Source organism: Rhodococcus sp. P4_E4 (assembly GCF_056401575.1).
Window position 1 is genome coordinate 1 of sequence record NZ_JBFUJB010000001.1, and the last position, 14719, is coordinate 14719.

Below are 14719 nucleotides of genomic sequence, written 5' to 3' on the forward strand. Positions count from 1 at the left end.
TGTCCGCACACGATCACCGAACTGTGTCCGCACACGATCACCGAACTGACACCCAACTCGTCGATCCCGAAGGCCAGTGCCGCTTCCACCGACGTATCGCGGCCGCCGGCAGGAACCAAGTTTCCGACGTTGCGCACAGTGAACAGGTCACCTGGGCCACTGCTCGTGATGATGTTCGGCACCACTCGCGAATCTGCGCAGGTRAGGAAAAGRGAGTCGGGATTCTGKCCGTCGCGCAACTGATCCATGTGCGGCCGTATCGCTTCGGCGCGATGGCGATGATAGTTGGACACCCCGTCGAGAATGGGTCGCAAGGCTGGCGGGCTGCTCAGATTCCTTCCCGAAGCCTGTGGTTGCCAACTACCCCACGGAGCGAGCAATCCGCGCAGGTCGGTGACTGCGGCGCCGCGCTTCGGCGGACCGGTGGTCGCGCTCTCCATACTCACCGAGCCRACTTCGTCGATGATCACCGAACCACCTGCCAACTCGTACTGCCTCGCCCACTCTTCGATGACGTCGAAGACGGCATGGTCGAGGAAGTCGACGGACAACTCGACGGTGACGTCGGACCGCGGCGGGATGCCGGCGAGTACCGAGGTGAGCTTGGGCAGCACCAGGAAGGTGCACGACCCTTCGACCAGCACCCGCCACTTCCCGGAATCCTTGTCACCCAACTCTTCTGCCGTGACCGATGCGCGGATGACMCGCCACACCAGGAGGGCGATCGCCAACGCCAATCCGATCAGCACGCCCTCGAGCAGGTTCAAGAACACGACGCCGACCACYGTGATGCCGTACACCCACAGATCACCGGTSCGTCGCGCCAACCGAATGTGCGCCAGCTTGACCAGTTGAATGCCGATGACGATCAACAGTCCGGCAAGCGCAGACTTCGGAATCTGCTGCACCAACCCGGCGAGCGCRGCCGAGAACAGCAGRATCCACAGGCCGTGCATGATCGACGACGCACGGGAYTTCGCCCCGGCTTCGACATTGGTGGCGCTGCGTACGATCACACCCGTGACGGGCAGGCCGCCGATCGCCCCGGACACCATGTTCGCAGTACCTTGGCCGAGCATCTCGCGATCGAAGTTCGAGCGCGGGCCCGAGTGCATCTTGTCCACAGCCACGGCCGAGAGCAGACTCTCGACGCTGGCGATCAGGGCGATGGTCAGGATGCCGGTTGCGACGCCGAGCCACTGGCCGTCCGGCAGAGCGGGAAGTCCGATCGAGTCCAACAAAGATCCGTCGAGAGCAATACGTTCGACGTCGATCGGCAGCAGGAGCGAAGCGAGAGTTGCCAATACGATGCCGACCAATGCCGCAGGCACCTTCCGGACGCCCGCGGGGAGATAGCGCCACCCGAGAAGAGTGGCGATGACAACGAGTCCGATCATCAAGTCCTCGACGTGCAGGGCACCGATCTGTGCGGGCAACTGCCGTAGATTGTCCAGCGCCGAACTGGCCGAGCTTCCGCCCAACAACACGTGAACCTGTTGTAGCGCAATGGTGATGCCGATACCGGCGAGCATCGCATGCACCACCACCGGCGCAATAGCCAGTGCCGCACGGGCAATTCGGCTGAGCCCGAACACGATCTGCAAAATTCCGGCGCCGACGGTGATMAGGCAGGTGACTTTCCACCCGAACTTGCCGATCAGTTCGGCGACCACCACGGTCAGACCGGCTGCGGGACCACTGACTTGCAGCGGTGAACCTCCCACCGCTCCGGCCACTACTCCGCCGACGATGGCGGCGATCAGACCTGCCATGATCGGTGCCCCGGAGGCGATAGCAATTCCCAAGGACAAGGGAAGCGCCACCAGGAAGACGACCAGCGACGCCGGCACGTCGTATCTGATCAGTTGCTCGAGATAACGCCGGCTTCCACCACCCGGCGGAGACGAATCCCCCACGACGGCTTCGTCTGCGGATGATTGTGCGTGCACTACGGACTGCGTCGACATAGATCTCCTCGCCGGACCCCGGATCCGGCTGCTGGGATGCCGTCGGCGATAATGGTCGGGAGTAAATGCTCAACCACAACGATGTGAAGGCAGGCACCATGTCCGATCAGTACGTCGCCGCGCAGGACCGCTACGAAGCCATGCCCTACCGCCGAACCGGTCGGAGCGGTCTCAAACTCCCGGCGATCTCGCTCGGGCTCTGGCACAACTTCGGCGACGACGTACCGATCGAGAACCAGCGCGCAGTCCTGCGGCGGGCATTCGATCTAGGAATCACGCACTTCGATCTGGCCAACAACTACGGGCCGCCGTACGGAAGCGCCGAGACGAACTTCGGCAGGATCCTGCGTGAGGATTTCTCTTCGTACCGCGAGGAATTGGTCATCTCGTCGAAGGCCGGGTGGGACATGTGGCCCGGTCCTTACGGGTTCGGCGGTTCCCGCAAGTACTTGCTGTCATCCCTCGACCAGTCGCTCGGCCGACTCGGAGTCGATTACGTCGACATCTTCTACAGCCATCGCCCCGACGCCGAGACTCCGATCGACGAGACCGCAGGCGCGCTGATCAGTGCCGTCCAGCAGGGCAAGGCGCTGTACGCGGGTATCAGTTCGTATTCGCCGGAGCGCACCCGTGAAATCGCCGCACTGCTCGCCGCTGCGGGGGTCCCCTTGTTGATCCACCAGCCGAGCTATTCGATGCTGAATCGGTGGATCGAACAGGACCTGCTTTCGGCTGTCGACGATCTCGGAGTGGGCGTCATCGCGTTCTCGCCGCTCGCGCAAGGCATGCTCACCGACCGGTATCTGAACGGCGTCCCCGAGAATTCTCGCGCCGCCCAAGGTAAGTCACTCGATCCGTCGTGGTTGACCGACGACGCTCTCACCCACATCCGCGCGCTCAACGACATCGCGGCAGACCGCGGCCAGTCGCTGGCTCAGCTGGCACTGAGCTGGGCACTCCGCGATTCGCGGGTCACCTCGGTATTGATCGGTGCATCCAGCGTCGCCCAACTCGAAGCCAACGTCGGCGCGCTCGACAATCTCGAATTCAGCGCAGCCGAACTGGCCTCCATAGATCAGCACGCAAAGGACAGCGGCATCAATCTGTGGGCAGAGGCCAGTTCGATCTGAGCGATCATCTGCGCTAGAGCTGAGGCAACTCCACGTTCACGTGCTCGCCCTCTTCGAATACGGCCGAAGCAGGCCCGACGATCAAGGGATCCGGAGTACCGACTGCCCGGTGATCCTTGTTGGGATAGTCGAAGCTGGCGAGCACGTGACGCATCGCTTCGAGGCGGGCGCGCTTCTTGTCGTTGCTCTTGATCACCGTCCAGGGCGCATCCCCGGTATCGGTGTAGAAGAACATCGCTTCCTTGGCCTGCGTGTAGTCGTCCCACTTGTCGAGCGAAGCCAGATCAGTCGGTGAGAGCTTCCACTGACGCACCGGGTCTGTTCGACGGGCTGCGAATCGCGCCAACTGCTCTTCCCGGCTGACCGAGAACCACAGCTTGTGCAGATGGATCCCGGAGTTGACGAGCATCCGCTCGAAGTCCGGGGTCTCTCTCATGAACTCGAGGTACTGAGTCGGCGTGCAGTAACCCATCACTCGTTCGACACCGGCGCGGTTGTACCAGGACCGGTCCATCATCACGATCTCGCCGCCGCTGGGTAGGTGTGCGACATACCGCTGGAAGTACCACTGCGTTCGCTCGATGTCTGTGGGCTTCTCGAGCGCGACGACCCGGGCACCACGAGGATTGAGATGCTCGGTGAACCTCTTGATCGACCCGCCCTTACCGGCAGCATCGCGACCTTCGAAGATAATGAGCACTTTCTGCCCGGTTTCCTTGACCCACAGCTGCAGCTTGAGCAACTCGATCTGCAGACGCCGCTTCTTCCGCTCGTACTCGCGGCGCGACATTTTCTTCTCGTACGGATAGCCCTGCTTCCAGGCATCCGCGAACTCTGAGGGCTCGAGTCCGCCGAGCTTGTGCTTGAGACTCGAGAGCTCGTCGATCTCGGCCGCATAGTCCTCGGTGACGGAAATTCTGGTCGACGGGGTCGGCAGGTCAGGAACCCGACCGTCCACACCGCTGGAGTCGGGGCTCATGAATACGCACTCCCTGTCGTCGAAATGAACGAACGTCCGGAAAGTGAATTTTACGCGCCGAAGCCCTCCGCCGCGGGGCCGAAGCGAATGTTGCTTGGCATCGAGGAGGTAACGACAGGTCCGGCTTCCCAGGCGCCGAACCCCCACGCGGTACCTTGATCGAGGTAACTGAGACGGTCGGTAACCCCCGAGAGAAGAGAGTTCTGGCGAGATGCGAGTAGACGGACGGGAGATCCCGGTAACGGGAAGCCTCCTGCCACCACTGCACCGCCGTACGAGCGACATCATGCGGGTCGCGATCGCTGCCGTGCTGCTCGGCGGCGTCATCGCGGGTTCTCTGATCACCCGAAGTCAGTGGGACGCCCTCGAAACGTCGGTGTCCAACATCGTCGGAGTGCTGTCGCCGAGCCTGTCCGACACTGTGTACCTCCTCTACGGCATCGCAATCCTGGCGCTACCGTTTGCCATTCTGATCGGGCTCATCGTGGGGCGCCGATGGAAGTTGCTGGCCGGATACGCCGCTGCCGGCCTGTGCGCCGGACTCGCGCTGTCGTTCACCGGCACAGGACTCGCCGCACCCAAGTGGCACCTCGACGTCCCCGACCGACTCGACGCCACGTTCCTGTCCCAATTTCTCGACGATCCGCGGTGGATTGCGATGCTCGCGGCGGTGCTCACCGTCTCGGGTCCGTGGCTACCGAAAAAGTGGCGACGAGCCTGGTGGACGCTGCTTCTGCTGTTTGCGCCCATTCACCTGATCGTCAGCTCGATCGTTCCCGCCCGATCGATGCTGGGTCTCGCCGTCGGCTATCTGATCGGCGCGGTGATCGTTCTTGCCGTCGGCACACCTGCCCTCGAAGTGCCGTTGGACTCTGCAGTACGCGTGCTCGCGCGGCGTGGTTACCGCGTCACCGCTTTCCGCGTCGTGAGTCCCTCGGGAATCGGCCCGCTGGTCATGTCCGCCGACATCGACAAGGCTCCGGACGACGAACCGTTCGACGAACTCATTGTCGAGTTGTACGGACAGAACCAGCGAAGCAGCGGAGCAATTCGACAGACGTTCCGCTGGATCTCGTTCCGGAACCGTGAAACTCCTCCCCCTTACGGATCGCTTCGGCGCGCCGTCGAACATCGCGCGCTGATGGGTATCGCGTTCGCCGACATCGGTCTGGCCAGTTCCAAAGCCGTCGCCATCTCGGTGCTCGATCGCGGATGGGAGATGTACGCCCGCCCGAGCCCCCGCGGTATCCCACTTGCCGTCGCCGTCGAAAACCAGGCGGACGAGGAAGAATCCTCCAAACTGATCGACGCGTTGTGGCAAACACTGCACACCATTCACGTACATCAGATGGCGCACGGTGACCTGCGCGCTTCCGAGATTCGCGTCGAGGGCGGAACGATCCTCTTCGGCGGCTACGCGTACTCCGAATTCGGCGCCACCGAAGTTCAGATGCAGTCCGACAACGCCCAACTTCTTTTTGCCACCGCATCACTGTTCGGCGTCGACGCAGCGGTGGACGCCGCGATTCGTGCGCAAGGCGCAGACACGATTCTCGCTGCCTCCGGCCGATTGACCACCTCGGCGTTGCCCAACCGAATTCGGCGGACCGCCGAGGATTCCGCAAAATTGATGACCGAGATCCGAGACGAGGTTGGCGCGAAGAACGGGATCGAAAAGGTCGCTCCCGCACAGGTCACCCGATTCAGTCGCAATCAACTGATCCAGCTCGTTCTGCTCATCGGCTTGGTCTACGTCGCCTATCCGTTCATCAGCCAGGTACCCGCATTCATCACGGAGTTGAAGACAGCCAACTGGTGGTGGGCACTGCTCGGCCTCGGCGTCTCCGCACTGACGTACGTCGGCGCGGCAGCAGCCCTGTGGGCCTGTGCGTCGTCGATGGTCAGTTACCGCAACCTCCTGATCATGCAGGTGGCCAACACCTTTGCCGCGACGACTACTCCGGCCGGAGTCGGCGGGCTCGCCCTGAGTGTGCGGTTCCTGCAGAAGGGCGGGCTCGGTACCGTCCGTGCAACGGCCGCAGTCGCGCTTCAACAGACGGTTCAGGTGGTCACCCACGTCGGCTTGCTGATCTTCTTCTCGATCGTCGCCGGACGCGATACGAACCTCTCGCACTTCATCCCGGGATCCACTGTTCTGTATCTGGCGGGTGGCGTCGCGCTCGGAGTTCTCGGTGCATTCATGTTCATTCCGAAACTTCGTGGGTGGCTGCGCGACGATCTGCGTCCTCAGATCACCGAGGTGTTGGGTGAACTGAGCCAACTTGCACGAAACCCGACCCGATTCCTCATCATCGTGGGCGGCAGCGCTGCAACAACTCTCGGTGCCGCCCTGGCTCTGTGGGCAAGCGTCGAGGCATTCGGCGGCGGAACGACGTTCATCACCGTCACCATCGTGACGATGATCGGTGGAACCCTCGCCTCGGCAGCTCCGACACCGGGTGGCGTCGGAGCCGTCGAGGCCGCCCTCATCGGTGGCCTGTCCGCGTTCGGATTGCCGGCAAGCATCGCTGTGCCGTCGGTTCTGCTCTACCGAGTCCTGACCTGCTGGCTCCCGGTGTTCTGCGGCTGGCCGACCCTGCGATGGCTGCAGAAGAACGACATGGTCTGAGCGTTCACTGCCGGCGAACGATGTGCGCCTGCAACGCTTCACCGTCGTCGTCGACCCAGCCCTTGCCCTGGGCGTAGTCGACCATCGCCGCCACTCCGTCGACGTCAGTGGCGCTCTCGCGAACACGGGCTACCGAGATGAATGCACTTCCACCGCTGACGTATCCGTAATTCCGAAGGCGCAAGAGCTCGTCCAGTTCGGAATCGGCGATGTCGCCGGTCACCTCGACGTGAAAGGCCTTCAGGTTGTCCACATCGCGGACGCTGACGCGGCCGTTGTCCACCAGTACATACATGGCTTTCCTTTCCTGGATCACTCACGACGGTGAGTGCGTACCGAATACACGCCGGTGATAGGTCAGTGGATTCGCCTCGCAGTGCCAGGCGTCGTCCACCGATCCTGTCACGATCTTGTGATCACCACCGTCCACGACGGCGTCCACGGTGCACGCGATCCAGATGGGAGCCTGCCCCTCCCTGACGGCATGCGCGTGAGCGCGGACAGCATAAGCACTACTTCAAAAAAACGGACAACTTCGCTGCCTACCAGCACTGTTGATGCCGATAACCGATACTGAGCTTTATGTCGGAACTCGGAAATGAACCAGACTCGAAGCAGAAGGCGGTGCTCGAGCGACACGCGTCATGGATCGAATTGTTCTTCGACCTGGTCGTGGTAGCCGGTATCGGTCAGCTGGCTCACCTGCTCCACGGTTCGCCGTCGTGGTCGGATGTCGCGCTCTACGCCTTGCTCTATCTCGCGTTCTGGACCGCATGGGCGACGTTCACGATGTACGGCAACGTTGCCGGCGACCGCGTCCGAATCCCGAGCATGCTGATCGCCATGTTCGGACTGGCAGTCATGATGGCGGCCGTGGCCGGCATCCACGACAACCATGCGCTGGCCTTCGCTGTCGCCTACGTGGCCGTACGTCTGCTCGCGAGTCGGGTGTGGCACAACGGCCAGATCGTCGTGGACTGGCCGATCGCCCAGATGTCTCTCGGTGTGATCCCGTGGATCGTCTCGTTCTGGTTCGAGGGTGAAACTCGGTTCTGGCTCTGGACTGCCGGTGTGACCATCGATCTGCTGATCATGTTCGTCGTCTCCGGCAGCGCGATCATGGAAGACGCGCAGGAAAAGCTCGACCGCATCATCAAGGTTCGCGGGTTCAAGGACGACCGGATGCCCGAACTCGAAGCCCTGCACTCCGATCGGGCTCATCTTGCCGAGCGGCTGGGCCTGTACGTCATCATCGTGCTGGGTGAGGGTGTGATCCTCGTGATCTCTGCGGCCTCGAAGCTCACCTGGGACTCCACGGTCGTCAGCCTCGCAGTCGGATCGTTTGTCCTGCTCTCGGGCATGTGGGCACTCTCGCTTCTCTACGGCCACGCCGGTGTTCCGCACCTGCAGCCCGAGAAGTTTCCCGCTCGCATCGACATGGCACTGCACTGTTTCACCACCGGAGCTATCGCGGTTCTGGTCGCAGGACTCGGAGCGGCAACCGAACACGGCGCGGAACACACACCCGCGAACCTGCGGTGGTTGTTGTGCGGAAGCATCGCAGTCTATTTCGGAATCAGCACCGTGGCGGGGCTGTTTGCGCGATCGGACCGACGGTGGCTGCTCGGCTGGGCGCTCCCCTGCACCGCCATCCCCATCGTCATGGGCATTGTCGGCACGCACATGAGCGCCACGTGGATCATCTGGGTGCTGGTGGCCACCGTGACCTGGCAGAACGGCTACGAGTATGCGCAGGTGCGGCGTTCGCGCCGCTCTGCTGTGCGCCATTATTAACCCCCCGCGGTTAATAAAGGCGCACAGCAGGGACGGTCTTTACCCTCACCGCCGGGTCGAAGCGATAGGGCTGAGCCAGCACGATTCCAGCCAATCGCTTACGCAACCTCGACATCTCGGCCCGGACGGTCACCGTCTTACGCGGATCGCCGAACAACTCTGAGGCGAGCTGCGAGGCCGTGAGACCCTCGGGCGCCTGTGTCAGAGCCAGGAGGATCTGCGAATGGCGCGGGCTGAGGTCGATACTCCAACCTCCCAAGTCCGAGGAGTACCGCAGTTCCATCGCATTCGAATCTCGCAGGTCCAATTCGACTTCGGCACAAACATTTCCAGACGCCGGGTTCACCTGAGGGCGGATGAGCCAGCCGCCCGGAAGTGGCTCGCACATACACAATCCGAGTGACGGGAGCCAATGCTCGCCGCTGCTCATCGCTTTCGGTAGTGCAATTCGGTAGATCGGCGCCATCGAGTCCACCGCAGCAACCCAGCCACTACGGTCCACAACCATTGTCGGCTGACTCGCGCGAGCCAGCGTCGACGCCGAGATCATCCGCAGCCGATCCAATCCGATTCGATGCTTCTCCCGCAGTGCGGATTCCGCCAGTCTGGCCACACTGTCCACCAAAGCGAGAGTCGACGGGTGGACAGTGCCTGCGGCGCCGGCGACGTTGACGACGGCGAGCGCCCGGCGACTACGCGGATCCCGAACCGTCGCCCCGGAGCAAGTCCACGGATGCTGCGAGCGCGAGTAGTGCTCGGCCGAGAACACCTGCACTGCCGAACCTGATGCCAACGAAGTACCGATCCCGTTGGTACCGACAGCTTCCTCGGTCCACGACGCACCCTCGATCATCCCGAGGCGTTCGGCCCGATCCAGCATTCGACCGGGCCCGTGGCGCCAGAGGATGCGACCCTGTCGGTCCGCCACCACTATCAAACTCGCGTCGTCCGGGCCGACGAGCGGTGCCAGACCGCGTACCGCCTCGTCGAAGATCTCCGTCATTCCGGCCGCACCCCGACTCTCTTCGATCTCCGAGGCACGAGTGGTCTTCGTGATCGAACACCGCTCCGGATCGAGACCGAGGGCGCGCAGACGCGACCACGAATCGGCGATCACGGAGCGCGGGCGCGCGGGCGGTTTGCGCCCGGACATCGTTGCTTCGTACACGGATTCGAGAACACGTGCGTACTGCGCCGGGTCTTCACCACTACCCAGGGCCGGTTCGAGTCGATTCGTTGCGCCGATCACACTCCAGTCCTATGTGATGGGGTCATCGAAAGCGAGCGTTGCACCCGGTTGCAGAGTTGTCCGCGTGCGTGAACGTAGGACATCGTTCACGTCGAGGGATCGGGCGATACCGAAACCCTGGATCTGCTCGGTCACATCCGGACCGACCATGTGCGCGCCGAGCAGTTCCCCGGTATCGGCGTCGAAGATCGTCTTGACGAAGCCTTCGGCCTCGCCGATCGCCAATGCCTTGCCGTTCGCCTGCAGGTCGAAGTGTCCGACCCGCAGCGTGCGACCAGTACCGGCGCACTGCTTCTCCGTCAGACCCAGACTCGCCACCTGCGGGCGGGCATACGTGCATCCCGGAACGTAGTCGCGATCGAGCGGATGAACATCGGGCACGCCTGCCAGCTTTTCGACGCACAGGACAGCTTCGTGACTTGCCTTGTGCGCCAAACATGGAGCGCCCGCGACGTCACCGATCGCGTAGATCCCGAAGGCACTGGTACGGCACCACTGGTCGGTGACGATCGCACCGCGCTCGATCTCGATGCCCAGAGCCTCCAACCCCAGATCCTCGACGTTGCCGGTGATCCCGGCAGCCACCAATACCCGGTCCACGGTCACCGCCTGGACACCGTCGCTCGTCTGCACGTTCACTTCGACGGTGTCGGCGCCGACGGTCACCGCCGACACCGAGGCTCCGGTGTGAATCGTGATGCCACGCTTCTCGAACTGCCTGCGAACGAACGCCGAAATCTCTTCGTCCTCCACCGGCATGATGTGTGGTGCCATCTCGACAATGGTCACCTCGGTGCCGAGATCGCGGTACAGGCTGGCGAATTCGACTCCGATCGCGCCGGACCCGATCACGAGCAGCGACTTCGGTAGTTCCTTCGGGACGAGTGCGTCGAAATATGTCCACACCCGATCACCGTCGGGGGCAACCCCGGGAATCGAACGCGGCCGGGCGCCGGTTGCAATGATCACGTGGTCGGCTCGATAGGTATGACCTTCCACGGACACGACGCCCTTGTCCACCAACTTCGCGGTGCCTGAGATGACGTCTACGCCATTCTTCTTCATCAGATAGGCAACACCGCCGGACAATTTCTCCGAAACCCCTCGGCTGAACGACACCAACTTCGAGATGTCGAACTGGACAGACGCCGAACTGAATCCGTATTTGTCGAGTTCGCTCAAGGTATGCGCGACGTCCGCGCCGTGAAGCATCGCTTTGGTGGGGATACAACCCCAGTTGAGGCAGATGCCGCCGAGGCGATCACGTTCTACCAGCGCAACGTTCAACCCCAACTGGGCGGCCCGGATCGCCGCCACGTAACCACCGGGGCCACCACCGATGACAAGAACGTCGTACTTCTTCGACGTATTGCTTTCCACCACAGCCCCTTACACCAACATCAGCGCGGGAGAAGCGACAAAGCGCTGGAGCTCCCGAAGGAAGGTCGCACCCAAGGCTCCGTCGATCACCCGGTGATCGCACGAGAGGGTCACGGTCATCACGGTCCGGACGGAAACACTGTCGCCGACCACCACGGCCCGCTTCTCCCCCGCACCTACGGCCAGGATCGCTCCCTGGGGCGGGTTGATGATCGCGTCGAATGCCTTGATCCCGAACATGCCGAGGTTGGACACCGTGAACGTTCCGCCTTGGAATTCTTCGGGACGGAGTTTGCCGGTCTTCGCCTTGGTGGCCAACGAGAGCACCTCACCGGAGATGTCCGCCAACGACTTGGTGTTCGCGCCACGCACGATGGGCGTGATCAGTCCGGTCGGAAGTGCAACTGCCACCGAGACATCCGCCGACGCGAATCGAAGAACCGATTCGTTCGCTGCATCGAATTGGACGTTCACGTCCGGCACCTTCATCAGCGCAGCCGCGCAGGCCTTCACGATGAAGTCGTTGACCGACAGCTTGACCGCCGGGACAGTCGAATTGATCTCCTTGCGCAGAGCTAGGAGCGCATCGAGCTCGAGATCCGCCGTGAGCCGGAAATGGGGAGCCTGCTGCTTGGACGCCTGCAACCTGCCCGCGATTGCCGATCGCATGGGCGTGAACGGAATTGTGTCGTACTCGGGTTCGACGGCAATAATTCCCGTCTGAGCCGCCACCTCAGGCAGGAGCTGCGCGGAACGAGCGGCGTCGTGCACGTCGGCGACGCAGACGCGCCCCCGCGAACCCGTCGGACGACAATCGTGCAGGTTTACGCCCAGCGATCGGGCAGTTCTGCGTGCGACTGGGGTGGCAGGCACGGCACTGTCGTCGGCGGTTGATCGCAGCGGGAGGCCGGATCTCGTGGCCGGCACTGCTGGCGCAACAGTGCCACCGCCGTCACGAATCGCGTCGTCGATGTCTCGGACACTGATCCGCCCGAGTGGGCCGGTACCCACTACGGCGGCGAGATCGATTCCGAGCGCTTCGGCACGTCGGAGTGCTCGAGGACTCGCAAACACGTCGCTCTGCGTCGTGCCCTGCAGAACACTCGGTACGACGGTGGAACCGGTTGGTGCAGGTTTCGCTGCAACAACCACCTTCGCAGCGGGTGTAGCCGTAGGTGTCGCGGGAGCCTCCGGTTCGGCAACTGGTGAGGGTGCCGGCTCTTCCGCCGGCGCGGTTGCGCCGCGAGCGGCGAGGAACTGCTCGATCTCCGCATCCGTCGTGGACGCATCGGCGGACACACCGATCACGGCACCGACGGGCAGAGTCTGCCCCGGTATGCCGACGATCTTGCGGAGAACACCGTCGAACGGCGCCTCCAGCTCGTTGGTGATCTTGCTGGTCTCGATCTCACAGATCAACTGGCCCTTGGTGAACGAGTCACCTTCCTCGATGAGCCACGCGTTGACCAACCCCTCCTCCATGGAGAGCCCCCATTTGGGGATGTCGATAGCTTTGATGTCAGCCATGATCAGGCTCTCACCAGCTTGCGAACCGACTCTTCGATGCGCGCAACGTCAGGCAGCCAGGCAGTTTCGAGGGTCGGTGAGAACGGAACCGGAGTATGTGGCGGCGTGATCAGTTCGATCGGCGCTTTCAGGTAGTTGAATCCCTTGGTGGCGATCAGCGCGGCCACGTCGTGCCCGAAACCGCAGCGGGCGGCGGATTCGTCGACGATCACGACGCGTCCGGTCGATGCGACGGATTCGAGGATGCCGTCCTCGTCCAATGGTGAGACGGTACGAGGATCGACGACCTCGACCGAAATACCCTCGGCTGCCAGCTTGTCCGCTACGTCGTTGGCGCGGTTCACCATTGCGGACAAAGCGATGATCGTGACGTCGTCGCCCTGCCTGGTGTAGTTGGCGACGCCGAACGGAATCGCGTACGGCTCGTCCGGCACCTCGCCCTTGAGGTCGTAGAGCACCTTGTGCTCGCAGAACACAACAGGATCGTCGTCCCGGATAGCCTGGATGAGAAGGCCTTTGGCGTCGTAGGCGTTGGACGGCGCGACCACTTTCAGGCCAGGCACCGCGGCAAACACGTTGTACGGAGACTGAGAGTGCTGCGCAGCGGCGGAGAAGCCGGCGCCGATCATGCCTCGCACCACCAGCGGAGTTCTGGCTTTGCCACCGAACATGTAGCGGAACTTGGCAGCCTGGTTGTAGAGCGCGTCGTAGGAGACTCCGAAGAAGTCCATGAACATCAACTCGGCGACCGGCCTCAGTCCGGTCAGTGCGGCTCCGGCAGCCATTCCGATGATCGCGGATTCGGTGATCGGGGTATCGATTACACGCTCCGATCCGAACTCCGTCCACAATCCCTTGGTGACACCCAGGACACCGCCGAATGCCTCGATCTTCTTCGTCTCCAGATCGGGATTGGTACCGGCATGCCCACCGCGTACGTCCTCACCGATCAGGACGACGCTCGGATCTCGTTGCATTTCTTGAGCGATGGCCTCTTTGACGGCCTCGCGGTAGGTCTTCTTCGACACGTTCGTGGCTTCCACGCTTGTCATCTCGGGCTCCTCAGTACGACACGTAGACATCGGTCAGCAGATTTTCGACTGGTGGGTACGCTGCGGCGCGCGCCTTCGCCACCGCCTCGTCCACCAGCACTCGCGACTGCTCGTCCACCGCGTCCAGATCAGCGGTGCTGACCTTCTTCGCATCCACACTGCTACGGAAATTCTTGAGCGGATCCTTGGTTTCCCGCAGTTGCGCAACCTGTTCCGCCGTGCGATACAGCTGCGCGTCACCCTCGAAGTGGCCGTGCCAACGGAATGCGGCCGCCTCGATCGTGGTGGGGCCACCGCCGGTCCTGGCTCGCTCGGATGCTTCCGCCATTGCGTCGTAGACCGCGAAGAAGTCGGTGCCGTCCACCTTGACGGCAGGCATTCCGAAGGATGCAGCGCGGGCGGCGATGTCGGGTGCGCCCACCGCGTAGTCGGTTCCTGTTGCTTCACCGAATCCGTTGTTCTCGATCACGAAGACGATCGGAAGATCCAGCACCACAGCCATGTTCATCGCCTCGAAGACGGTTCCCTGGTTGGATCCACCGTCTCCCGTGAACGACGCTGCGATGACGCCGTTTCGAAGTGTCTTGCCACTCAGTGCAGCGCCGATCGCCAACGACGGGGCTCCGCCGACAATCGCATTGGCACCCAGCATTCCCACGGACAGGTCGGCGATGTGCATCGACCCACCCTTACCGCGACACAGGCCGTCGTCCTTGCCGAAGATCTCGGCCATCATGCCGTTCAGATCGCAGCCCTTGGCGATGCAGTGCCCGTGACCGCGGTGAGTGGATCCGATGTAGTCGGCGTCGCTCAGGTTCTCGCACACTCCCACTGCGATGGCTTCCTGGCCCGAGTAGAGGTGAATGAAGCCGGGGATGTCACCGGTTGCATTCTCTTCGTGCAATCGATCCTCGAACGCGCGGATGCGCGACATCTTCTCGTACGCCTTCAGCAATGCATCCCGGTCCAGCCCTGAATGAGGCTTGGCCCCGGTCTTTTTCGATCCTGACGT

General features: G+C 62.6%; 12 protein-coding genes. 3 read left to right on the plus strand and 9 right to left on the minus strand.

Going from position 1 to position 14719, the window contains the following annotated elements:
* A partial coding sequence (locus AC1DVN_RS00005; protein WP_477993059.1) for a SulP family inorganic anion transporter occupies nt 1–1967 on the minus strand: 1967 nt, incomplete at its 3' end.
* Nucleotides 1968–2065: 98 nt separating this feature from the next.
* Between AC1DVN_RS00005 and mgrA the strand changes: the two genes are divergently transcribed.
* Nucleotides 2066–3097, plus strand: a complete 1032-nt coding sequence (gene mgrA / locus AC1DVN_RS00010) for an L-glyceraldehyde 3-phosphate reductase (protein ID WP_070796082.1) — start codon at nt 2066–2068, stop codon at nt 3095–3097.
* Between the two features lie 13 nt (nt 3098–3110).
* Here mgrA and ppk2 read toward each other — a convergent pair whose 3' ends face one another.
* On the minus strand, nt 3111–4076 hold the full coding sequence (ppk2, locus tag AC1DVN_RS00015) for a polyphosphate kinase 2 (protein WP_020970466.1): 966 nt from the start codon (nt 4074–4076) through the stop codon (nt 3111–3113).
* 211 nt (nt 4077–4287) lie between these two features.
* On the opposite strand from ppk2, the gene AC1DVN_RS00020 reads away from it, so the two are divergent.
* Nucleotides 4288–6705 carry a lysylphosphatidylglycerol synthase transmembrane domain-containing protein gene (locus tag AC1DVN_RS00020; protein ID WP_019744892.1) on the plus strand — a complete coding sequence of 806 codons (2418 nt, stop codon included), beginning with the start codon at nt 4288–4290 and terminating at the stop codon, nt 6703–6705.
* Between the two features lie 4 nt (nt 6706–6709).
* Here the strand turns inward: AC1DVN_RS00020 and AC1DVN_RS00025 are convergent, their stop codons facing one another.
* Together AC1DVN_RS00025 and AC1DVN_RS00030 are read right to left on the minus strand one after the other, a co-directional pair.
* Complete coding sequence (locus tag AC1DVN_RS00025; protein WP_020970468.1) at nt 6710–7000, minus strand: hypothetical protein; 291 nt, start codon at nt 6998–7000, stop codon at nt 6710–6712.
* A gap of 21 nt (nt 7001–7021) precedes the next feature.
* Complete coding sequence (locus tag AC1DVN_RS00030) at nt 7022–7165, minus strand: flavin reductase family protein (RefSeq protein WP_060938168.1); 144 nt, start codon at nt 7163–7165, stop codon at nt 7022–7024.
* 122 nt (nt 7166–7287) lie between these two features.
* Here AC1DVN_RS00030 and AC1DVN_RS00035 point away from each other — a divergent pair, with 122 nt between their 5' ends.
* A complete protein-coding gene (locus tag AC1DVN_RS00035; RefSeq protein ID WP_477993061.1) occupies nt 7288–8499 on the plus strand; it encodes a low temperature requirement protein A in 1212 nt (403 codons plus the stop codon).
* Between the two features lie 10 nt (nt 8500–8509).
* On the opposite strand, the gene AC1DVN_RS00040 is transcribed toward AC1DVN_RS00035, so the two are convergent.
* The 5 genes from AC1DVN_RS00040 to AC1DVN_RS00060 are packed head-to-tail and all read right to left on the minus strand — an operon-like array spanning nt 8510 to nt 14641.
* Nucleotides 8510–9748, minus strand: a complete 1239-nt coding sequence (locus tag AC1DVN_RS00040) for a helix-turn-helix domain-containing protein (protein WP_477993063.1) — start codon at nt 9746–9748, stop codon at nt 8510–8512.
* 9 nt (nt 9749–9757) lie between these two features.
* A complete protein-coding gene (gene lpdA / locus AC1DVN_RS00045; RefSeq protein ID WP_477993064.1) occupies nt 9758–11131 on the minus strand; it encodes a dihydrolipoyl dehydrogenase in 1374 nt (457 codons plus the stop codon).
* Between the two features lie 6 nt (nt 11132–11137).
* Entirely contained in the window at nt 11138–12655 is a 1518-nt protein-coding gene (locus AC1DVN_RS00050) for a 2-oxo acid dehydrogenase subunit E2 (protein WP_477993066.1), read from the minus strand.
* Between the two features lie 2 nt (nt 12656–12657).
* Nucleotides 12658–13707: an alpha-ketoacid dehydrogenase subunit beta gene (locus tag AC1DVN_RS00055; RefSeq protein WP_020970473.1), complete on the minus strand. Its 1050-nt coding sequence runs from the start codon at nt 13705–13707 to the stop codon at nt 12658–12660.
* A 10-nt stretch (nt 13708–13717) separates the two neighbouring features.
* A complete protein-coding gene (locus AC1DVN_RS00060) occupies nt 13718–14641 on the minus strand; it encodes a thiamine pyrophosphate-dependent dehydrogenase E1 component subunit alpha (RefSeq protein ID WP_044479496.1) in 924 nt (307 codons plus the stop codon).
* Nucleotides 14642–14719 lie beyond the last annotated feature (78 nt).

Coding starts and splice junctions, on each gene's coding strand:
- mgrA (WP_070796082.1), top strand. CDS start 2,066: ATGTCCGATCAGTACGTCGCCGCGCAGGACCGCTACGAAGCCATGCCC.
- ppk2 (WP_020970466.1), bottom strand. CDS start 4,076: ATGAGCCCCGACTCCAGCGGTGTGGACGGTCGGGTTCCTGACCTGCCG.
- AC1DVN_RS00020 (WP_019744892.1), top strand. CDS start 4,288: ATGCGAGTAGACGGACGGGAGATCCCGGTAACGGGAAGCCTCCTGCCA.
- AC1DVN_RS00025 (WP_020970468.1), bottom strand. CDS start 7,000: ATGTATGTACTGGTGGACAACGGCCGCGTCAGCGTCCGCGATGTGGAC.
- AC1DVN_RS00035 (WP_477993061.1), top strand. CDS start 7,288: ATGTCGGAACTCGGAAATGAACCAGACTCGAAGCAGAAGGCGGTGCTC.
- AC1DVN_RS00050 (WP_477993066.1), bottom strand. CDS start 12,655: ATGGCTGACATCAAAGCTATCGACATCCCCAAATGGGGGCTCTCCATG.
- AC1DVN_RS00055 (WP_020970473.1), bottom strand. CDS start 13,707: ATGACAAGCGTGGAAGCCACGAACGTGTCGAAGAAGACCTACCGCGAG.
- AC1DVN_RS00060 (WP_044479496.1), bottom strand. CDS start 14,641: ATGTCGCGCATCCGCGCGTTCGAGGATCGATTGCACGAAGAGAATGCA.